This is a genomic window from Actinobacillus lignieresii, from assembly GCF_900444945.1.
In the GTDB taxonomy this organism is placed as follows: Bacteria; Pseudomonadota; Gammaproteobacteria; order Enterobacterales; family Pasteurellaceae; genus Actinobacillus; species Actinobacillus lignieresii.
The window spans coordinates 718,891-741,491 of the sequence record NZ_UFRM01000001.1; the positions used below are offsets into that span (position 1 = coordinate 718,891).

Sequence of the window (22,601 nt, forward strand, 5' to 3'; positions counted from 1 at the left end):
CTCATCGGGCTTTAAGTTTTTATTATTTGACTTTTCTTTTTATCATATTATATACATCTCTAGCATTAGCTAAATTAAATAGATAATTAATAAAAATATACAAAGCCATTGTTAATATAAACATAAGATAGCGAAATAATATATGTTGCTCTCTTAATTTCTTATCTAGAAAATCTTGTTCTTCTTTGCTGGTAAATAAACTGCAAATAGTTTCCAGGTTATTTGGATGTATCTTGAATTTTATTTTACCTTCTTCACAGTGGTAAGCTGTTATTTCATTTTCTTGATTGCTAGGAGTGTAAAAAATATCGGAGTAACTAAACTTTCTTACCTTGTCATGACTTATCCAATAAGTCTCTCTACTATCTGTAAATTCTAGCAAGGCATAATTTCCAATAGATAAATTTATTAATATAGGTAGAAGAGCTAGAAAGCATATAAAAGCAATGATGAATCCGGCTATAGTACTTAACAATTTTCTTTTACTTGGTACATTACGAACACTTAGTGTTTCAATATCAAATTCTCCTTTAAGCTTAGATAGCAACCTATAATCTAATTCATATTTTCTTATCCATTTTTCAAATTCCTGCTTATGTTTTAAACTTGTTGCATTGGTTTATAATAAAAATTAAATTTTTCAATTTCTATTATGTCATTAATCAAAGAACCTTTCTCATTATTAGTTTTATCTTTCCCTATAATAAATATAAGCAACCGATGTGTAATGGAAAACGCTGACTTTGCCCTGCATTTATAATATAAAATAATTAGTAAGATTATAATTGGGGTGAGAATATAATAGACTATATTTGAATATTTTTGAAAGAAGCCAAAAAATCATTTCAATATCTTGCATAAAAAAATCCTCTTTAAAAATTTGATATTCGCAGTAGAATCTGTAGTCTATTTGCTCTCATCTATCTATACAAGCTAGTTAGTAAAAATTTTTAGTTTTCAATGAAACCTCAATGGCTTCTGCCTCCTGACTTGTACTTTTTTGTAAGATATGCCAAAAGTGTTACCTAGGGTAATTTTTATCTTATAGATTCCCCTCTCTCTGATTTTCGCAAAGTCGTTACTTTGCTCAAATCTGTCTCTCTCCCGCAAGGGGGAGAGAGACAGTTTGTTAAAGCGTGTAGCGAAACAAGCAGAGAGAGGGGAAAATATCCTTAAATTAGTTTAATTTACGATGTTATCTTAGATTAAACTGACTTTTTCTTTTTTATGTGGTGGCTTTGTGAAATTTGCGAGAAATCAGACCGCTTGCTTGTGTTAGAATAAATAGACATTTGAAGAGGAGAATAGTATGGATCTTGCCTACCTAGCCGAATTGCCGAGAGAAGAATTTATTGAGCGTAGAAATCGTGTGTTTGAGCAAATGCAGGATAATTCTGCGTTGGTGGTGTTTACCGAAACCGAGAAACGCCGTAATAGCGATTGCGATTATTTGTTCCGACCTGATAGTTATTTCTGGTATTTAACCGGTTTTGCCGAGCCGAAATCGGCATTGTTGCTGATTAAAAAAGACAGTAAAAATGAGAGTGTGATTTTTTTGCGTAAAAAAGATCCGCTAATGGAAACGTGGAACGGCCGCCGTTTGGGGATTGAAAAAGCCCCTGAAACCTTGAACGTGGATTTGGCATTTGATATTGAGGATATTGTGCGTGTTTTTGCAGAAAAAACGCAAAATTTGACCGCTTATTACTATGCGAAAGGCTTACAAGAATGGGGCGATAGCATAGTGGCGGAACAGTTTGCTGACGTGATTGACTGGCAGCCGATGTTGTCGGAAATGCGCTTAATTAAATCGACAGCGGAGATCGCTTTGATTCAGCAAGCCTGTCATATCTCGGGATTGGCACATATCCGAGCAATGAAACAAACTCGCCCAAATCGTTATGAATTGGAAATTGAGGGCGAGATTCAGCACGAATTTACCCGCTTTGGGGCGAGATTTCCTGCTTATAATTCGATTGTGGCAAGTGGTGAAAATGCCTGTATTTTGCACTACAACGAAAATGATCAGGTATTAAAAGACGGTGATTTATTGCTGATTGACGCAGGGGCGGAATTTGCTCATTATGCGGGCGATATTACTCGAACCTTCCCGATTAGTGGTAAATTTTCTGAACCGCAACGAGAGATTTATCAGCTCGTGTTGGACGCAATGAAAGAAGCAGCTAAATGGCTTATTCCGCAAAGCTCGATCAAAATTGCCAATGAAAAAGCGGTGCAAGTGCTAACCGAAGGTTTGGTTCGCTTAGGCATTTTGAAAGGCGAAGTCGAACAGTTAATCGCAGAGAAAGCCTATCGCCAATTCTATATGCACGGCTTGGGGCATTGGCTTGGTTTAGACGTTCACGATGTCGGCAATTATGGCACTGAGCGAGATCGTCCGCTTGAAATCGGTATGGTGCTAACCCTTGAACCGGGTTTATATATTTCAAGTGAGGCGGATGTACCTGAGCAATACAAAGGCATTGGTGTGCGTATTGAGGATAATTTATTGATTACTGAATATGGCAATAAAAATTTGACAAGCGGTTGCCCGAAAGAAATTGCTGATATTGAAGCAATTATGAATGTTCAGTAGATAGGAAAAGTAAATAACCACAGAACGCACGGAATACACAGAAATTTTTCGTATGACGTGAGAACTGTGGTTTTTTATTGGCTAAAGCTCGATATAAAAATAACCACGAAATACATAGCGTTCACAGAATAAATTTTCCGTGTATTCCGTGTAGTCCGTGGTTTTACAAAATAGTGACTAAAGCACTTTTACAATCGCTTCGCAAAGTGCATCAATGTTTTGGTCGGTGATACCTGCAACATTGATACGACCGGAACGTACCGCATAGATTGCGAAGTCTTCACGTAGGCGATCCACTTGTTCCGGTGTTAAACCACTAAATGAGAACATACCGTTTTGTTGTGCAATAAAGTCGAAATCTTGTTTTGCACCTTTCTCTTTTAATAATTGCACCATTCGATTACGCATATCTTTAATGCGATCACGCATTTCATCTAATTCAGCTACCCATTCTGCACGTAACGCTTCATCACCTAATACGCGAGCAACCGCATTTGCACCATGCGATGCCGGGTTAGAGTAAAGCACACGAATAATTGATTTAATTTGGGTGAAGGCTTTATTAGCTACTTCGGCATTTTCTGCAACTAAGGTAAATGCACCGACACGCTCGCTATATAAACCGAAGTTTTTCGAATATGAACTTGCGATTAATAATTCTTTGTGGTTTTTCACAAACGCACGTAAGCCGTATGCGTCTTGGTCTAATCCGTTACCGAAACCTTGGTAAGCAAAGTCAAATAACGGTAACCAGCCTTTTTCTGCAGAAAGTTTCGCTAATGCGTCCCATTGTTCAGGGGTTGGATCGATACCAGTCGGGTTATGGCAGCAGCCATGTAATAACACCACATCACCGGCTTCCGCTTGGCTTAAATCGGCAAGTAAGTTATCCCAATCTAAACCATGCGTTTCAGGGTTATAATAACGATAGCCTTTTACATTTAAACCGACCGCTTCTGCAATCGCATTGTGGTTTGGCCAAGTCGGGTTTGAAATCCAGATATTTTTTGCTGACGTTTGGCGTTTGATAAATTCCGCTGCAATACGTAACGCGCCCGTACCACCTAAACTTTGTGCGGTTTTTGCACGACCTGAAGCGATAATTTCCGCCCCTTTACCGAATAAAAGTTCTTGCGTATAAGCGTTAAATGCTTGTACACCGTCAATCGTGAGGTAGTTTTTATTCGTTTCTTGTTCTAATAATAACGCTTCCGCTTTTTTTACCGCTTTCACGATAGGTGTTTTACCTTCCGCATTCATATAAACACCAATACCGAGGTTGATTTTCCCTGCACGTTGTTCCGCTTTAAACGCTTCGCCTAAACCTAAAATCGGATCTGCCGGAGCAGCCTGAATGTGGTTGAACATTGACATAATGTGTCCTCTATAAAGTTGTGTTTGAAATTAGAAATATTTATACAACCCATTAGCTATTTTAGCAATAGAGAAGCGGTCTATTTTTGAAAATTTTTTGCAAATTTCACAAGAAAATAGACCGCTTGTACTTATTTGAGTTTATTAATCGCCCAATCTAACCCTGAATGGAAATCATTGGTTAAATGCGGACGAAGTTGTTCGAGTAATTGGATCAACTGAGCTTGTTCCGGATGACATAAATTGATATGTCCGACTTTACGTCCGGCACGAACCTCTTTGCCATACCAATGTAGTTGTGAGAACGGTACTTCTAGCCACGCATTATTGTGTTCGATACCAATCAGATTGACCATTACGCTCGGTGCAATTTGTTTAAGTTGCGGTGTCGGCAAGTCGAGTAATGCACGTAAATGCAATTCAAACTGGCTGATTGAACATCCTAATTGGGTCCAGTGTCCGCTGTTATGTACGCGCGGGGCGAGTTCATTAATTAATAATTTATCGCCTACCACAAAACATTCCATTGCCATTACGCCGACATATTCTAAATCTTGCATAATCGTGCTGAGCATTTGTTCAGCTTGGGTCTGGTAAGTTTGCTGATTCGGTAAATTCACATCACAAACGGAGTAACGTAAGATACCGTTTTGCTGCAAGTTATGACTAATAGGATAGAAACGGGTAGAGCCGTCACGGAAACGAGCGCCGACAATTGAAATTTCGCCGTCAAACGGAATAAATTTTTCCGCAATCACTTCACCGAACAGATCCGGTGTGATTTGGTCAATGCTGTCTTGCGTCACAATCCATTGACCTCTGCCGTCATAGCCGCCGGTACGGCGTTTTACCACCACTTTTTCACCGACATTGCTGAATACGCTTTGCCACTGTTCGGCGGATTCCAATAATTGCCATGGCGAAGTGGAAAGTTGGAGCTTGTCTAATAAGGATTTTTGAGTAAAACGATCCGCCGTTGTGCCGAATACGTTTAAATTGACAAAGTTTTTATGATTGCCGAGTAATTGTGTGAGCGGCGTTTCTGCCCAACGTTCGATTTCTGCGGTAATGATACTGTTTGGCTCAAGCTCAAAAACCGGCGCATCAAAAGCAAGCGGTTTTACTTCAATATCAAGCGGTGCGCCGGCATAGCGTAACATTCTGCCGAGCTGACCGTTACCAAGCACATAAATTGGGGGATAAATGGCACTTTTTTGCATTTTTTATGATTCCGTTTGCGGAAAGTTTGAGGCTCGATTTGCAATTTTTGGGGTAAATTTGACCGCTTGTACGGCTCGGAAACCCCAAACTTTCTGTGTTTATCAGAGATTAAAAATATTCGGCGAGCGGTTTACTCAAGTTTTGATTTAGCAAGACTAACAATTTGATACGTGCTTTCTGACCGCTTAAACCGGTGGTAAAAATCACATTTTGTTGTTTAAGCTGCTTACCACCGCCTAAATAGTCGTACACATCCTGAGTAACGCCGTTAAACGCACGAGAAACTAATACAACAGGAATATCGGCACGTAATAGCGCATCTAAACCGGCTAAACAACTCGGTGGTAAATTACCTGCACCTAATGCTTCAATTACCACGCCGTTACAGCCGTGATGAGCTAATTGTTCCAATAAGAAACTGTCCATACCGGCATAGGCTTTAACCAGCTGTACGTTAGTACGGGTAACGGTTTGTATCGGGAAGCGTTCGTATTCGGTTAATTGTTGGAAATACAGTACGCGGTTTTTCGCAATTAAGCCGCAAGGTCCGAAGGTTGGCGTTTGGAATGTCGCTACGTTGGTCGTATGCGTTTTAGTCACAAATTTAGCGTTATGAATTTCATCGTTCATCACCACTAATACGCCTTTATTTCGACTTTCCGGACAAAGTGCAACCAAAATCGCACTTTGTAAGTTAATTAAACCGTCCGAACCCAATTCGTTACTTGAACGCATTGCGCCGGTAATTGCAACCGGTACATTTACATTCAGCGCTAAGTCAAGGAAATAAGCGGTTTCTTCTAACGTATCCGTACCGTGGGTAATCACGATACCGTCATACTGTTCTTCATTTACCGCTTTTTCAATACGTGTTTTTAATAATGACCAATGCTGTAACGTGATATGCGGCGAAGGCACATTAAGCACAGATTCTTGGCTGAGTTGAGCCGGGTGATTTAAACGTTCTAATGCGGCAAGCAGCGGATTTTTTTCGGAAGGCGAAACTTTACCGTCTTCGCCTTCACTCATCGAAATCGTACCGCCCGTATGTAGGATTAAAAGTTTCTTTGTCATGAATTAATATAAGTTAATTGCGTGGATCCGGATTATCTAATACCGATTGCGTTTGTTCATTGCGGAATGCGTGTAACTTTTGAGCTAACTCAGGGTTAAACGCCGCTAAAATTTGAGCAGCGAGTAAACCGGCATTCGCCGCACCCGCAGGGCCAATCGCAAGCGTACCGACCGGAATACCCTTAGGCATTTGAACGATAGAGTATAAGCTATCTACACCGCTTAACATCGAACTTTTTACCGGAACGCCTAATACAGGAACGATGGTTTTTGCCGCAATCATACCCGGTAAATGCGCCGCACCGCCTGCCCCTGCGATAATCACTTTATAACCGTTTTGTTCCGCACTTTCTGCAAATGAGAAAAGTTTGTCCGGCGTACGGTGTGCCGAAACCACTTCAACGTGATAAGCAAGATTAAACTGATCTAAGATTTGTGTTGCTTCCGACATGGTCGCCCAGTCGCTTTTTGAACCCATAACAATTGCAATTTCAGGTTTTTCAGACATATTGATTCCTTTTGAAACAAGAGGGGAAAACTTTTTCAGTATAACATAATAGGCAAACGTTTGCTTGTGAATTTATACGGACGAATCAGACCAAATAATGTAAAGAATTATCGACAAAGCACAATTTAAAACTATCAACCCAGTTGCTAAATGTGTTACGATATACGACCATTTTTAAAATTTATGTGTTTGCAAGCAGAATCGGAGACAGAAGATATATGACGAGTAGTGCGAATAAACGTTCAGTAATGACCCTTTTTTCAGATAAAAACGATATTTACAGCCATCAAGTACGTATCGTATTGGCAGAGAAGGGCGTTCCTTATGAAATTGAAAATATTAGTCCTGATACGATTTCTGAAGATTTGGTGGAAGTAAACCCATACGGCAATGTGCCGACATTAGTTGATCGCGATTTAGTATTATTTAATTCACGTATCATTATGGAATACCTAGACGAGCGTTTTCCTCATCCGCCGTTGATGCCGGTATATCCCGTATTACGCGGTAAATGTCGTTTAACTATGCACCGTATCGAACAAGATTGGTACTCATTAATTGATATTGCAAACAAAGATCCTGAATCTAAAGAAGCGAAAAAAGCGTTGATGGAACTTCGTGACGAAATGTTGGCATTAGGTCCTGTCTTTGCCGCAACACCGTATTTTATGAGCGAAGAATTCAGTTTGGTCGATTGTTACGTTGCGCCGTTATTATGGAAAATGCACAGTTCAGGAATTGAATTTAGCGGTGCGGGCAGTAAGGCAATTAAAACCTATATGACTCGCGTATTCCAACGTGAGAGCTTCGTTCAGTCTATCGGCGGTGCGGCTCCGAAACACTTAATGGATGATAAAGACTAATGAAACCTTTGCGCCCTTATCTTTACCACGCGTACTACAACTGGATTTTAGATAACGATAATACGCCTTATTTATTAGTAAATGCGGAATATCCGGATGTAGATGTGCCGGTCGAATTTGTTCGGGACGGCAAAATTATTTTGAATATCGCACCGCGTTCCATCGGACAATATGTGATTAATGACGAGTCAATCAGCTTTAATGCTCGTTTCCAAGGGATGTTGCGTGATATTTATATTCCTTTTGGTGCAATGGAAGCCATTTATGCGCAAGAAACCGGCGACGGAATTATGTTCCAAGACGAGGCTTATTATAGTGAACAAGCATATAGCGAAAGGGTTAATCAGCAAGCCGACAGAGAAGAAAGTAAGCCTAAAGCTAAGAAAAAACCGACACATTTGAAATTAGTCAAATAGATAAATAAGCGGTTAAATTTCTTAAGTTATTTGCAAATATGTTCCGAACAAAAAAATACCACTATTAGAAAATAGTGGTATTTTTTGTTTTTATAAGGCTTACGCCGTTTGTATTACCGGAATTTGTGAACGTGTTACACCCGCCATATCGGTCAGTTCGTCCATACGATTGATGGTAATATATTTACCTTGTACCGTAATCATACCGCTTTTCTGGAAACGTCCTAATAAACGACTGATAGTTTCAATGGTTAAACCGAGATAGTTGCCGATATCGCCGCGAGTCATAGTCAGACGGAATTCACGAGCGGAAAAACCGCGTGCCGCATAACGTTGAGATAAATTATGTAAAAACGCCGCTAACTTTTCTTCCGCACTCATTTTTGAAAGTAATAAAATCATTTCTTGATCACTTTTAATTTCATTACTCATCAAACGCATAATTTGATGACGGATTTTAGGCATCTTGCCGGCGAGATCGTCTAAAATATCAAATGGAATCTCACAAATCATCGACGTTTCGAGCGCTTGTGCGAAACCGACATGTTTCATATTCATAATCGCATCAAATCCGACCAGATCACCGGGTAAATGGAACGCCGTAATTTGTTCTTCGCCGCTTTCGCTAATCGTATAACTTTTAATTGTACCTGAACGAATCGCATAGATAGAACGAAGATCATCGCCGGATTGGAAAATGATTTGAGATTTTTGAACCGGTTTTTTGCGTTCGATAATATTGTCAAGCTGAGTTAATTCGTGTTCGCTCAACGTAAAAGGTAAGCAAAGTTGGCTAATACTGCAATTCTGGCAATGTATAGTGCAAGCCGTTCGGCCTGTATGTTTAGCGTCAGGTACAATTTTCATAAGGGCTACCGTCTTTTAAAATAGGTAAAAGTTTGATTTCAAGCAAATTTTAACATTATTTATTAGGATAATAAAGTCGGTAATCGGTTTATTTAACCTTAAAAAGTTATTTTCAATCTTATGCTTATATGCTCCGAATTAAAAAATATTTCAGACATTGAAATGTTTTTTCAAAAATGAGATCTAGCTCAAGTTTTCTCTAAAAAGAATATGCTAGTATCTTTAAACAAAAAATGATTAGGCATACAAGAAGGAGTCTATTTATGTATAAACATATTTTAGTTGCGGTTGATCTCTCTGAAGAAAGTCTTGTTTTACTTCGTAAAGGCGCGGATTTAGCGGAAAAATGCGGCGCAAAACTTTCTTTGATTCATGTGGACGTTAATTTCTCCGATCTTTATACGGGATTAATTGATATTAATATGTCTTCGGTACAAGATAGCGTACTGGAAGAAACCACTAAAGCGTTAGACGAATTATCGGCTAAAGTGAATTATCCGGTTTCGGAACGTCTTAACGGCACGGGCGATTTCAGTCAAGTATTGGAAGATGCGGTTGAAAAACACAAAATTGATTTATTGATTACAGGGCATCATCAAGATTTTTGGAGTAAGTTTATGTCATCTACTCGCCAAGTAATGAATAATGTCACTGTTGATATGTTAGTTGTACCGTTAGCTGATGAATAATTGTAATGCCGACAACAATTTACATAAAAGCAGATAAATAACGTTAAACTCAACCGCTTAAAAGTTCTTTAGCTTTTCAAGCGGTTGTTTTTTAATAAATTATAGTAAATATAAGAAGTTTTTCATTAAAAAAGCCGTAGTCAATTATCAAAGGAATGAAAAACGTGTAGAATAAAGACATTTATCACTAGTTATTTACTTATACATTATTTAGAGTGTTATTAAATGAAAACAACTTCAGAAATCAGACAATCTTTCTTGGATTTCTTCCACAGTAAAGGACATACCGTTGTACCGAGTAGCTCATTGGTACCTGAAAATGACCCTACCTTATTATTCACTAATGCCGGGATGAATCAATTTAAAGATGTTTTTCTCGGCTTAGAAAAACGTCCTTATACTCGTGCGACCACCGCACAACGTTGCGTGCGTGCCGGCGGTAAACATAATGATTTAGAAAACGTAGGCTATACCGCGCGCCACCATACATTTTTTGAAATGATGGGTAATTTCAGTTTCGGTGATTACTTCAAACATGATGCGATTCAATTCGGTTGGGAATATTTAACTTCTCCGCAATGGCTTGGTCTGCCGAAAGAAAAATTATATGTAACCGTTTATGAGACGGACGATGAAGCTTATGACATTTGGAATAAAATCATAGGTGTTCCGACCGATCATATTATTCGTATCGGTGATAACAAAGGTGCGCCGTATGCTTCGGATAACTTCTGGGCAATGGGTGACACCGGTCCGTGCGGTCCTTGTACCGAAATCTTCTATGATCACGGCGAAACTTTCTGGGGAGGTTTACCGGGTAGTCCGGAAGAAGACGGCGATCGTTATATCGAAGTATGGAATATCGTATTTATGCAATTTAACCGTCTGGCAGACGGTACCATGGAAAAATTACCGAAACCGTCCGTAGATACGGGGATGGGTTTAGAGCGTATGACCGCTGTAATGCAACACGTGAACTCAAACTATGAAACGGATATTTTCCAAACGCTCATCAAGGAAGTTGCCGGTTTATTGAATGTAAGCGATTTAGATAATAAATCGTTACGTGTAGTGGCGGACCATATCCGTGCGTGTTCGTATTTAATTGCGGATGGCGTAGTTCCGTCAAATGAAGGTCGTGGCTATGTGTTACGTCGTATTATCCGTCGTGCGGTTCGTCACGGTAACCTTTTAGGTGCAAAAGAAGCGTTCTTCTATAAATTAGTACCGACACTTGCAACCGTAATGGGTCATGCCGGCGAAGTTTTAACGCAAAAACAAGCGCATATTCAAAAAACATTAAAAGCGGAAGAAGAACAATTTGCGCGCACGCTTGAGCGTGGTTTGGCATTATTAGAAGATGCGCTAACAAAAGTTGAAAACAATACGCTTTCGGGCGAAGTGGCATTTAAACTTTACGATACTTACGGCTTCCCGTTAGATTTAACTGCCGACGTATGCCGTGAACGTGAGATCACCATTGATGAAGCAGGTTTTGAAGCGGAAATGACCGCTCAACGCGAGCGTGCGAAAGCAAGTAGCAATTTCGGTGCCGACTACAACAATGTGATTAAAGTGGAAGGTCAAACCGATTTTATCGGCTATGATAATCTAGAAGCTCAAGCGACTATCGTCGGTTTATTTAGTAACGGTAAAGCGGTTGATACGATTCAATCCGGCGAGTCAGCGGTGATTATCCTAGACCAAACGCCATTTTATGCCGAAATGGGCGGACAAGTAGGGGACAGCGGTCTAATTTCAACGGAAATTTGCAATTTTGCAGTAAATGATACGCAAAAATACGGTCAAGTATTCGGACATATCGGTCAATTAACATCGGGTAGTTTATCAATCGGTGATAAAGTTACTGCAAGTGTTGAGCGTAGTCGTCGTGTAGCTATTACGGCAAACCACAGCGCAACTCACTTATTACATTCCGCATTAAGAGAAGTATTAGGTGATCATGTAGCGCAAAAAGGTTCGTTGGTTTCCGAGAATATTTTGCGTTTTGACTTCTCACAGCCGGAAGCAATTAGTAAATCTCAACTAGAAGAAATCGAACGTATTGTAAACCGTAAAATTCGTGAAAATATTCAGGTAACGATTGAAACCATGGATATTGAATCGGCGAAGAAAAAAGGTGCAATGGCATTATTCGGCGAAAAATACGGTGATGTTGTTCGCGTTGTCGGTATGACGGAATTTTCTATTGAGCTTTGCGGTGGTACTCATGTACAAAGAACCGGCGATATCGGCTTATTTAAACTGGTATCCGAAGGTGCGGTTGCCGCAGGAATCCGTCGTGTTGAAGCGGTAACTGCGGAAACGGCAATCGAATGGTTACACAATCAGCAAAAAGTATTGCAACAAAGTGCGGAATTCTTAAAAGCGGACAGTAATTCATTAGTTGAAAAAATTCAACAATTGCAAGATAAGGCAAAACGCACGGAAAAAGAACTGCAGCAGCTTAAAGATAAACTTGCCGCACAGGCGGGTTCGGAATTAGTGAAACAAGCTAACAAGATTAACGGTGTTAATGTTGTAGTGCAAAAACTTGAAAATGTAGAAGTTAAATCGTTACGTACTATGGTTGATGATTTAAAAAATCAACTTGAAAGCGCCATTGTCGTGTTCGGTACGGTAGCGGACGATAAAGTTAATTTAATTGTCGGTGTAACGAAAGATTTATCAAGTAAAGTGAATGCGGGTGAATTAGTCGGCGCTATGGCGCAACAAGTCGGTGGTAAAGGCGGCGGTCGAGCGGATATGGCAATGGCAGGCGGTTCTGAACCTCAAAACTTAGATGACGCACTCAAATTTGCGGAAGAATGGATTCAGGCAAAACTTTAATTAAATTATTAGGCAAGATCTACGGATTGATCTTGCCGTAAGTTCTAAATTTTTAGAGCTTTTGACTCGGGAGGCTACATGCTTATACTCACTCGTAAAATTGGGGAAAGTTTACTAATAGGAGATAATGTTGAGATTACCGTTCTCAGCGTTCGAGGCAATCAAGTTAAATTAGGTGTAAATGCGCCGAAAGAAGTTTCTGTTCATCGAGAAGAAATTTATCAAAGAATCAAAGCATTAGCGGATGATGTCGCTAGTGACACGCAACAGTAAATATTTTTATCACTAACAGAGTAAGGACGAATCTATGAGTAAACTCACTTGTTTTAAAGCCTATGACATTCGCGGTCAATTAGGCACAGAATTGAATACGGATATTGCATACCGTATCGGGCGTGCTTTTGGGCAATACCTCAAACCGAAAAGTATTGTTGTCGGTGGGGATGTTCGTTTAACAAGTAACGAATTAAAAAGTGCGGTGACTAACGGCTTGTTAGATTCGGGAGTGAACGTCATTGATTTAGGCCTTACCGGTACGGAAGAAGTTTATTTCGCCACATCGTTCCTTAAAACCGACGGCGGTATTCAAGTAACGGCAAGCCATAACCCGATGGATTATAACGGGATGAAATTAGTCAGAGAAGGTTCTCGTCCGATTAGTGCCGATACGGGCTTAGCCGATATCCAACGCCTAGCCGAAGAGAATAATTTTCCACCGGTTACGCAAAGAGGGACTTACACGCAAAAAAGCGTTCAGGGCGAATATGTAGAACACTTACTCTCTTATATTGACTTAGATAAACTTACCCCGAAAAAACTAGTAATTAACTCGGGTAATGGTGCGGCAGGTCATATCATTGATGCGATTGAAGCACAATTTAAAGCGCGTAACGTGCCGGTAGAATTTGTTAAAGTACATAATAATCCGGACGGCAATTTCCCTAACGGTATTCCTAACCCGATTCTGCATGAAAACCGTGAGGATTCAATTAAAGCCGTATTAGCGAATCATGCGGATGCGGGGATTGCATTCGACGGCGATTTCGACCGTTGCTTCTTCTTTGATGAAAAAGGCGGGTTTATCGAAGGTTACTATGTAGTAGGCTTATTATCTCAAGCATTCTTAGCGAAAAATAAAGGTGCTAAGATTATTTATGATCCGCGTTTAATTTGGAATACGGAAGAATTAGTATCGGAAGCGGGTGGCGAAGCGGTGATGTCAAAATCGGGTCACTCGTTTATTAAAGAGAAAATGCGCGCAGTAGATGCGATTTATGGTGGTGAAATGTCTGCTCACCATTATTTCCGTGATTTCTTCTACTGTGATAGCGGTATGATTCCATGGTTATTAACGTTAGAACTATTATGTACGACAGGTAAACCGTTAAGCGAATTAGTCGGTGCTCGTTTGGATAAATTCCCGTCACCGGGTGAAATTAACAGTAAATTAACCGATGCTAAAGCGGCTATTGAACGTGTTAAAGAAGCGTATAAAGACGGAAAAGTCGAAACTTTAGACGGTATCAGCGTTGAATTTGAAAACTGGCGTTTCAACTTACGCAGTTCAAATACCGAACCTGTTGTACGTTTAAATTTAGAAACTCGCGGCGATAAAGTATTAATGCAAGAGAAAACTGATGAAATCCTTGCATTACTTCGTCAGTAACGAGTAAAATTTAGATGAAATTAGACCGCTTGCTTATACGAGCGGTCTTTATTATGAGATACGATATCGTATTTGATTTAAACGGTGCTATGCACCTTATAAGGATTATGTAATGAAAGTAATTATTCCGGTAGCGGGTTTAGGGACGCGAATGCTTCCTGCAACCAAGGCAATTCCAAAAGAAATGCTGACGATTGCGGATAAACCGCTTATTCAATATATCGTGAACGAATGTGTAGCGGCTGGTATTAAAGAGATCGTATTAGTGACTCATTCTTCAAAAAATGCTATCGAAAACCATTTTGATACGTCTTTTGAACTTGAAACTATGTTGGAAAAACGCGTTAAACGCCAATTATTAGAAGAAGTGCGCTCAATTGTGCCAAAAGACGTTACATTAATGCATGTACGTCAAGGTCAAGCTAAAGGTTTAGGTCATGCGGTATTATGCGGTAGAGCGGTAGTCGGTAACGAACCTTTTGCAGTCGTATTACCGGATGTAATTTTAGCCGATTTTACTGCGAATCAAAAAACGGAAAACCTTGCGGCGATGATCAAACGTTTCAACGAAACACAACATAGCCAAATTATGGTTGCACCGGTACCGAGAGAAGATGTAAGTAGCTATGGCGTAGCGGATTGTGCAGGCGTGGAAATTCCTGCCGGCGAAACTGCAAAAATCGTGAAGATGGTTGAAAAACCGAGTGTAGAAGAAGCACCTTCTAATTTAGCGGTTGTCGGTCGTTACGTATTCTCTGCCGGCATTTGGGATTTATTAGAGAAAACACCGGTTGGTGTAGGCGATGAGATCCAATTAACCGATGCTATTGATATGTTAATTGAGCAAGAAACGGTAGAAGCATTTCATATGACAGGTCGTACTTTCGACTGCGGCGATAAATTAGGTTATATGCAGGCATTTACCGAATATAGTTTACGTCATGATAAGTTCGGCAATGACTTTAAAGAATTTATTAAAAAATTAGCTAAAACGTTATAACCAAGAATAACTAAGGACGCAATTAGCGTCCTTATATTTTAGATAGTTTTTCTTCCAACTCTTCAATAGCCTTTTGGCATTTCATCTTACGATATTCGGTTTCTTCAATTTGCAATTGCCAAGTGTTTTTTTCGGCTGCAGTATAGCTTTTTTCCAATAACCAACTGATTTTCTCATTCAATGCTCTTAACGCTTTACGATATTCATCTAATCGACGGGCAGGGGGGAGGGCGTGAATGTTTTTTGGGAATGAAAAAGACGTAGTAAATACTTCTCTAGCAGATAAATCCGCTTTTTCAAGCATAAAAACGGCATGGTTTAACGCATCAAACTGGCGAAGAAGTTTGGTGGCATAGAAATCGGCGTAATCTTCCGTTGTTTGTTGAGAAAGCAACTGTGCCGTGTGTATTATCTCTTGTATAAAATCACTCACTTTTTTCTGATTTTGCGAAAAGAGATTTCCTTTCACGATCACTTCTTGCTCTAAAAAAGGAGAAAATACCGTTAATTTTTGTTGAATAACTTGAGGGAAGTCTGAAAACATAGTTAATTACATTGTGTTTTTCTATATTATAGAATGGTTCGGAACAATTGTAATGCGTTATTTATGTTTAAAAAAACAACTAAAAATTTACTTTTTTCCGGAAATGTGATTTCAGTCACAAAAAAATGCTTTATGGGAAAAAGTTAATAAATATCAAGAATTTAAGATAAAGTCATTATAATTCAATATGTTACGAATTACCTAAAAATGGAGTATATAACCATTTTTTAAACGTTTATTGTTTTTTTAAATCAAAAAACAATGTAACCATTTGTTTTTATTATTGTTTTTGGTTTATTTCAAAGAGAGAGTTTACCTATTGACATAGATAAATGATTTTGCCATTATTCACTCGCAATCAGCATTTACTTAAACTTTCATAAGTAAATGTCAGTTTTGGAAAATTACTCTTACACCTTATCGAGAGTAATTTTAAATAAACTTAAAATTAAAAATTAAGGTGAACATTATGAAAAAAACTCTAGTTGCATTAGCAGTAACGGCATTCGCAGCATCAGCTTCAGCTGTAACAGTGTATGACGCAGAAGGTACTAAAGTACAGGTTGATGGTTCTTTACGTTTAGTGCTTGAACAAGCAAGTTCAAAAACTAAATATGCAAACGGTAAAACAGTAAAAAATAAAAATGCGCATTCACAATTACGTAATGCTGGCTCACGTTTTGGTGTACGTGTAAATCATGACTTAGGTAATGATTTCTATGCATTAGGTCGTTTAGAAATTCGTTTTGATAAAAACAATTCAGATGACCAATTTGGTGATTTATACGCTAAACGTGCATATGTTGGTTTAGGTAGCAAACAGTATGGTGAAGTAACATTTGGTCGTCAATTAACAATTGCTGATGATTACGGTCAAACAGATGATTACGAATACGGTATCGTACCATCATATATCGCAACTTCAGGTAACCAAGTGATCCGTTATGACTATAAAGGTATTGAAGGTTTACAAATTGGTGCAAACTATAATTTCGCTGAAAAACGTAATGCGAGAGGTGAAGTTTTAGTAAATGAACTCAAAAATGCATATGGTTTAGGTGCGGTATATGAAACGCAATTAGGTGGTAACACATTTAATGTTGAAGGTGGTATCGGTCGTTCTAACTATGCAACAGGTACAAACCACAAACATTACCAAGATGGTTATGAATTAGCATTAGGTTATGCTATTGGTGACTTTAAATTAGTTTCCGATTTCGGTTATAAATATGAGAAAAATGGTGCAGCGCGTACTAAAGCATTCTTTGTAGCTCCAGGCTTCCAATACCAAGTTATCCCTGCTTCACGTATCTATGGTAACTACCTATATGAACGTGCAGAAACAACAGTAGATGAAAAAGATGCAGCAAAAGCGAAAAAACACGGTTTCTTATTAGGCGTAGATTATCAATTACATAAACAAGTTGTAGCATTTGTTGAAGGTAAATACGTTCAGTCAAAAGATTATATTGCAGGTAATGGTTATAAATACACTGGTAAAGAAATTGACAAAGCTATCGGTGTAGGTATGCGCGTATTCTGGTAAATTTACCAAATGCTTAACTAAATAAGCTTTAAAAAACCCCAGTAGTAAAACTATTGGGGTTTTTGTTTTCTTAAAGTTCTAAATTATAAATATAGTGGTATAGGAACACGTACATTTGATTGAATTGTATAATTAAATTTATATTTAACATAATCTATCTTATGCGAAGTTTTATGAATTCATAATATGAGTTGTATATATTACAAATAATTATCTATTTAATAGATTTATCTATAAATATAAAATAAATACTTATCTTAGTTTTGTTATATATGATAAACTTTATCACGGCTTTAAAAAGATAAAGGTAGGTATTATGTATAACTCACTAAACAAAACTTTTCGTGCTAGTGCCATTCCGTCCTTATTATGCGACTTTTATAAAACGTCACATCGTATGATGTATCCTGAAAATACTCAAATTATTTATAGCACTTTTACGCCTCGCAGCAATCAACAAGCACCTTATCTGACTCGTGTAATTTCCTTTGGATTTCAAGCATTTATTATCAAATATTTAATCCATTATTTTAATGATAATTTTTTTAACCGTTCGCAATCCGACGTTGTATCAGAATATTCGCAATTTATTGCACAAACGCTACAAATGGTCGATAAAGGCGAACACATTGCTCAATTACATCAATTAGGCTATTTACCTATTCGTATCAAAGCTATTCCGGAAGGACAAGCGGTTGCGGTTAAAGTACCGATGATGACTATTGAAAATACCCATCCGGATTTCTTTTGGCTCACAAATTATTTGGAAACCCTGATCAATGTTTGTTTATGGCAACCGATTACGTCCGCCTCAATTGCATTTGCTTATCGCTCTGCTCTCATTCGATTTGCAGAAAAGACTTGTGATAATTATGATCATATTCTATTCCAATCTCATGACTTTTCAATGCGAGGAATGAGTTCTTTAGAATCGGCAGAAATGTCCGGTGCGGGTCATTTAACTTGTTTTTTAGGCACGGATACGATTCCGGCGATTTCATTTATAAATAGTTACTACGGTTCACAACATTTGATTGGTACGTCTATTCCTGCCTCAGAACATTCGGTGATGAGTGCGCACGGTGTAGATGAATTACTGACCTTTCGTTATTTAATGAAACAATTTCCGGATAATATGCTCTCGATTGTTTCGGATACGACCGATTTTTGGCATAACATCAGCGTGAATTTGCCATTACTGAAAGATGAAATCATGGCTCGCCCTATGTATGCTCGAGTGGTTATACGTCCGGATAGCGGTGATTTTTTTGCAATTATTTGCGGAAATCCGACCGCTTGTGATGAGCATGAACGCAAGGGGCTTATTGAATGTTTATGGGATATATTTAGTGGGACAGTGAATGCTAAAGGCTATAAAGTGTTAGATCCGCATATCGGTGCAATTTATGGCGATGGCGTGACTTACGATAAAATGCTGTCTATTTTAGAAGGACTCGAACGAAAAGGATTCGCATCCAGTAATATCGTATTCGGTGTGGGTGCGCAGACTTACCAACGCAATACGCGAGATACGCTCGGTTTTGCCGTAAAAGCAACCTCGATTACGATTAATGGAGTTGAAAAAGCGATTTTTAAAAATCCGAAAACGGATGACGGGTTGAAGAAATCGCAAAAAGGTCGGGTAAAAGTTCTTTCATCCGAACATTATATTGACGGATTAACTTCACAAGATGATTTTTCTGATGATTTACTCGAGCTGGTTTTTGAGAATGGCAAATTAATGAAACGTATTAGTTTCGATCAAATTAGAGCGACTATTAATATGCAAATATAACACCAAGGAATACTCGGATGGGTCTAGATAAAACTTCCGAGTATTCCGTAATGATTAAAATAACGCAAATTATTTCGTTAAATCAACTTGATATACCGCAAAGCCGATTTCGTCCGTACCGACTAATGTCATCGGATATTGCGCTTTTTCTTTAATAAATGCCGCCGCTTTTTCAGTCGGGGAAGTTTCAAAACGAATATCTAATTTCGTTTTGGCATTAATCGGTGCGATACGCCAGTTTTTATCGGCAGTCGGTACTACATGACCTTTTGCTTTACTTTCTGCCGAAATATAATTTGAAAGCACTTGGCGATTTTCATCCGGAGCGGCAAACACTATATGCTTATCGCCGGTACCCGGGAATTTTGCTCCGTATGCACGATAGTTATTGGTGGCGATTAAAAATTCCTGTTTCGGATCAACCGGTTTTCCATTAAAGGTTAAATTCACCACACGGTGCGAGTTTTCATTAATTAATTTACATTCGCCATCGTAACGAGCCGGTTGCGTAATATCAAATTGGTACTCTACTCCATCGATCACATCAAAGTTATAAGTACGAAAACCTTGCCAATCTAATAGACTTTGCGGTTGTGTACTGGTCGGGTCGATTTGTTTAAACATACCTGCGCTACATTCCAACCATTCTTTCAACTCTGCTCCGGTGACTTTCACTACCACAAGCGTATTTGGATATAGGTATAAATCCGCCGCATTACGGAAGGTTAATTGACCTTTGTCCACTTCGGTAAAACCGCTTGGATCATTTTTACGCACGCCCGCTTTAAACGGTGCGCAGGCACTTAATACCGGTAAACCGGCAAGTTCCGGTAAACCTTTAACAACGTTTTCAACATAGGCTTTTTGCGCTTGATTTACAATTTGAATTGTCGGGTCGTCTTGCACTAAAGCTAAATAGCTGTACATATTATCGGTCGCTTTACCAATCGGTTGCGATACGAATTTACGTGTTGCTTCATGGGTTTCTTTAAGTAATGCCGCAATTTCCGGATGGTTATCTACGGTTGCTTTTTTCGCTTCGGCATTATAAATCGGGCGAAGCGCCGCTTTACCATCAACTACCGCCCATTTGCCGTTTTGTTCGGCTAAACTCAAATCAACTACACTGATATTATTGCCCCAATAACCTGCCATGCTTTCCGGAACGCCTTTCATCGTACCTTTGACAATATCGGCATTCGGCGATTTTTCAAATTCTTTATTTGGGAATAGACGATGCGAATGACCGAAAATAACCGCATCGATGCCTTTTACATCGGCTAAATAGAATGCCGAATTTTCCGCACCTTCTTTATAAGGTTTATCGGACGGCCCAGTGTGTGCTAAGGCGATAATGACGTCAGCCCCCTTCTCTTTCACGATAGGCACGTATTTTTCTGCGGTTTTTACAATATCGCGAGCTTCCACTTTACCTTCAAGGTTTGCTTTATCCCAAACCATCACTTGCGGCGGTACAAAGCCGATATAGCCGATTTTAATCGTTTGTTTTTGACCGTGCGTATCAATAATGGCCTTTTCTTGAATAAAATAAGGTTGGAAGAAAGGCTCGTCCGTTCCCGGTTTAACGATATTCGCATTGATAATAGGATGATTCGCTTGCTTCATTGCGCCGGTTAAATAATCCAAACCATAGTTAAACTCATGATTTCCTAGTGTTCCCACTTCGTATTTCATTGCATTTAAAGCAGCGATTGCCGGATCGGCTTTTCCTTGTTTAGCACCTACGGCAGCTTGATAATCGGCAATCGGATTACCTTGAATTAAGTCGCCGTTATCAACTAACACGCTATTTTTAACTTCTTTTCTCGCCTGTTCAATTAAACTTGCCGTACGGGTAAAACCGAATTTCTCTGTCGGTGCGTCTTTGTAGTAATCGAAATCCGTTAAAAAGCCGTGAATATCGGTGGTAGCGATAATACGCAAATCCGCTTGATTGCCGGCTTTTGCGAAAGCGAATTTATTCGTTCCGAGTATGAGCATGGTACTTGCACCTAATTGTATAAAACGTCGTCTGTTTAACATTGTATTCTCCTACGTTATCAATATATTGGATATTGCAAATTATTGTAGAAAAATAATCGCTTGTACTCTAGTGCTTTTTATAGGTTTGATGATATTCGCCAAATTAACGGACGGTAATCTGCACAAATTAAGCTAAAAATGAGAATAATTCTTAAATTTTGAGCAATTTTTAAGGATATTTTTTGAATAGGAATTTATTTTAGCGCATGAAACGTGTATGCTTATAAAGACGTACGCATATTTGCGTCACACAAGTTATCAATCCTTTCATAAACAAAGAAATAAAGGTGTTTGACATGTCTAAAAACTTAATCCTTATCCTTAACTGCGGTAGTTCTTCTTTAAAATTTGCGGTGTTAGATCCTAAAACGGGTGACGAGAAATTATCCGGTCTAGCAGAAGCATTTAACTTAGAAGATGCTCGTATTAAATGGAAATTAAACGGCGAAAAAGGCAATGCAGATTTAGGTGCAGGTGCAGCGCATAGCGAAGCATTAACTTTCATTGCAAATGAATTATTATCAGAAGAATTAAAATCCAGTATCGGTGCTATCGGTCACCGTATCGTTCACGGTGGTGAGCAATTCACTTCATCCGTAGTAATCAATGATGATGTAGTTAAAGGCATCGAACACGCAATTCAATTCGCACCGCTTCACAATCCGGCGCATTTAATCGGTATCAAAGAAGCATTCCGTATTTTCCCTGAGTTAAAAGAGAAAAACGTTGCGGTATTCGATACGGCTTTCCACCAAACTATGCCGGAAGAAGCATTTTTATACGCACTTCCGTACAAACTCTATAAAGAACACGGTATCCGTCGTTACGGCGCTCACGGTACCAGCCATTTATTCATCACCTCACAAGTTGCCGAATTAGCGGGCAAACCGGTAGATCAAACCAATGCGATTATCTGTCACTTAGGTAACGGCGGTTCCGTATCTGTGGTACGTAACGGTAAATGTATCGATACGTCAATGGGTTTAACACCGTTAGAAGGTTTAGTGATGGGGACTCGTTCGGGCGATATCGACCCTGCAATCGTTTTCTACCTATACAAAAACTTAGGTATGTCAATGGAGCAAATCGAAGATACGTTAGTGAAAAAATCGGGTCTTTTAGGTTTAACTGAAGTAACCAGTGACTGTCGTTATGCGGAAGATAACTACGAGGATGCGTCAAAACCTGAAGCAAAACGTGCATTAGACGTATATAGCTACCGTTTAGCAAAATACATCGGTGCATATATGGCGATCTTAGGTGATGACCACTTAGACGCTATCGCATTTACCGGCGGTATCGGTGAGAACTCGGGTCACGTACGTGAATTAGCGTTAAATCACTTAAAATTATTCGGCGTTAAATTAGACGTTGAACGTAACTTAGCGGCGCGCTTCGGTAAATCCGGCGTTATCACTGCGGACGACTCAACATTCAAAGCAGTCGTAATTCCGACTAACGAAGAATTAGTGATTGCACAAGATACGGCTAAATTAGCATTATAATTCCCAAGGGCAGATATTCTGCCCTTTTACTATTTCACACAAAC

The 22,601-nt window shown here is 39.1% G+C and carries 19 protein-coding genes and 1 pseudogene; 11 read left to right on the top strand and 9 right to left on the bottom strand.

The window, feature by feature from the left end; translation table 11 throughout:
- Positions 1-22 precede the first annotated feature (22 nt).
- Positions 23-604: pseudogene (locus tag DY200_RS03320) on the bottom strand (DUF6216 family protein); the annotation flags it as partial.
- Positions 601-810 (bottom strand): DUF6216 family protein, encoded by a 210-nt coding sequence (locus DY200_RS10830; RefSeq protein ID WP_338418679.1) that lies wholly within the window; start codon positions 808-810, stop codon positions 601-603. The gene DY200_RS10830 and the pseudogene DY200_RS03320, both read right to left, overlap by 4 nt.
- A gap of 499 nt (positions 811-1,309) precedes the next feature.
- On the opposite strand from DY200_RS10830, the gene pepP reads away from it, so the two are divergent.
- Positions 1,310-2,596, top strand: a complete 1,287-nt coding sequence (gene pepP, locus DY200_RS03325) for a Xaa-Pro aminopeptidase (protein WP_115586919.1) — start codon at positions 1,310-1,312, stop codon at positions 2,594-2,596.
- A gap of 177 nt (positions 2,597-2,773) precedes the next feature.
- Here pepP and DY200_RS03330 read toward each other — a convergent pair whose 3' ends face one another.
- From DY200_RS03330 to purE, 4 genes are all read right to left on the bottom strand, one after another.
- Positions 2,774-3,970: an amino acid aminotransferase gene (locus DY200_RS03330; RefSeq protein WP_115586920.1), complete on the bottom strand. Its 1,197-nt coding sequence runs from the start codon at positions 3,968-3,970 to the stop codon at positions 2,774-2,776.
- A 131-nt stretch (positions 3,971-4,101) separates the two neighbouring features.
- Positions 4,102-5,190 (bottom strand): 5-(carboxyamino)imidazole ribonucleotide synthase, encoded by a 1,089-nt coding sequence (gene purK / locus DY200_RS03335; RefSeq protein WP_115586921.1) that lies wholly within the window; start codon positions 5,188-5,190, stop codon positions 4,102-4,104.
- 109 nt (positions 5,191-5,299) lie between these two features.
- Positions 5,300-6,265, bottom strand: a complete 966-nt coding sequence (locus DY200_RS03340) for an asparaginase (protein ID WP_115586922.1) — start codon at positions 6,263-6,265, stop codon at positions 5,300-5,302.
- Positions 6,266-6,278: 13 nt separating this feature from the next.
- Positions 6,279-6,773, bottom strand: a complete 495-nt coding sequence (purE, locus tag DY200_RS03345) for a 5-(carboxyamino)imidazole ribonucleotide mutase (RefSeq protein WP_005600812.1) — start codon at positions 6,771-6,773, stop codon at positions 6,279-6,281.
- 218 nt (positions 6,774-6,991) lie between these two features.
- Between purE and sspA the strand changes: the two genes are divergently transcribed.
- Together sspA and DY200_RS03355 are read left to right on the top strand one after the other, a co-directional pair.
- Positions 6,992-7,636, top strand: a complete 645-nt coding sequence (gene sspA, locus DY200_RS03350) for a stringent starvation protein SspA (protein WP_005619778.1) — start codon at positions 6,992-6,994, stop codon at positions 7,634-7,636.
- On the top strand, positions 7,636-8,052 hold the full coding sequence (locus DY200_RS03355) for a ClpXP protease specificity-enhancing factor (protein ID WP_115586923.1): 417 nt from the start codon (positions 7,636-7,638) through the stop codon (positions 8,050-8,052). Before sspA ends, DY200_RS03355 begins: the two co-directional genes overlap by 1 nt.
- A gap of 99 nt (positions 8,053-8,151) precedes the next feature.
- On the opposite strand, the gene DY200_RS03360 is transcribed toward DY200_RS03355, so the two are convergent.
- The gene (locus DY200_RS03360; protein ID WP_115586924.1) at positions 8,152-8,919 is read right to left on the bottom strand and encodes an FNR family transcription factor; all 768 of its coding nucleotides are present in this window, start codon (positions 8,917-8,919) and stop codon (positions 8,152-8,154) included.
- Between the two features lie 263 nt (positions 8,920-9,182).
- On the opposite strand from DY200_RS03360, the gene DY200_RS03365 reads away from it, so the two are divergent.
- The 5 genes from DY200_RS03365 to galU all read left to right on the top strand — a co-directional run bounded on the left by DY200_RS03365 (position 9,183) and on the right by galU (position 15,124).
- On the top strand, positions 9,183-9,608 hold the full coding sequence (locus DY200_RS03365) for a universal stress protein (protein ID WP_115586925.1): 426 nt from the start codon (positions 9,183-9,185) through the stop codon (positions 9,606-9,608).
- Positions 9,609-9,833: 225 nt separating this feature from the next.
- Positions 9,834-12,458 (top strand): alanine--tRNA ligase, encoded by a 2,625-nt coding sequence (alaS, locus tag DY200_RS03370; RefSeq protein WP_115586926.1) that lies wholly within the window; start codon positions 9,834-9,836, stop codon positions 12,456-12,458.
- 78 nt (positions 12,459-12,536) lie between these two features.
- A complete protein-coding gene (csrA, locus tag DY200_RS03375) occupies positions 12,537-12,731 on the top strand; it encodes a carbon storage regulator CsrA (protein WP_005596946.1) in 195 nt (64 codons plus the stop codon).
- Positions 12,732-12,765: 34 nt separating this feature from the next.
- Positions 12,766-14,124, top strand: coding sequence for a phosphohexomutase domain-containing protein (locus DY200_RS03380; RefSeq protein ID WP_005600807.1), 1,359 nt, complete (start codon positions 12,766-12,768; stop codon positions 14,122-14,124).
- Between the two features lie 112 nt (positions 14,125-14,236).
- Positions 14,237-15,124: a UTP--glucose-1-phosphate uridylyltransferase GalU gene (gene galU / locus DY200_RS03385; RefSeq protein WP_005600805.1), complete on the top strand. Its 888-nt coding sequence runs from the start codon at positions 14,237-14,239 to the stop codon at positions 15,122-15,124.
- Positions 15,125-15,155: 31 nt separating this feature from the next.
- Here the strand turns inward: galU and priC are convergent, their stop codons facing one another.
- A complete protein-coding gene (gene priC, locus DY200_RS03390; protein WP_115586927.1) occupies positions 15,156-15,668 on the bottom strand; it encodes a primosomal replication protein PriC in 513 nt (170 codons plus the stop codon).
- A 469-nt stretch (positions 15,669-16,137) separates the two neighbouring features.
- Here priC and DY200_RS03395 point away from each other — a divergent pair, with 469 nt between their 5' ends.
- Together DY200_RS03395 and DY200_RS03400 are read left to right on the top strand one after the other, a co-directional pair.
- Positions 16,138-17,214: a porin gene (locus DY200_RS03395; RefSeq protein ID WP_012262896.1), complete on the top strand. Its 1,077-nt coding sequence runs from the start codon at positions 16,138-16,140 to the stop codon at positions 17,212-17,214.
- A 316-nt stretch (positions 17,215-17,530) separates the two neighbouring features.
- A complete protein-coding gene (locus DY200_RS03400) occupies positions 17,531-19,009 on the top strand; it encodes a nicotinate phosphoribosyltransferase (RefSeq protein WP_115586928.1) in 1,479 nt (492 codons plus the stop codon).
- A 69-nt stretch (positions 19,010-19,078) separates the two neighbouring features.
- On the opposite strand, the gene cpdB is transcribed toward DY200_RS03400, so the two are convergent.
- Positions 19,079-21,052, bottom strand: coding sequence for a 2',3'-cyclic-nucleotide 2'-phosphodiesterase (cpdB, locus tag DY200_RS03405; protein ID WP_115586929.1), 1,974 nt, complete (start codon positions 21,050-21,052; stop codon positions 19,079-19,081).
- 296 nt (positions 21,053-21,348) lie between these two features.
- Here cpdB and DY200_RS03410 point away from each other — a divergent pair, with 296 nt between their 5' ends.
- Complete coding sequence (locus tag DY200_RS03410) at positions 21,349-22,557, top strand: acetate kinase (RefSeq protein WP_115586930.1); 1,209 nt, start codon at positions 21,349-21,351, stop codon at positions 22,555-22,557.
- Positions 22,558-22,601 lie beyond the last annotated feature (44 nt).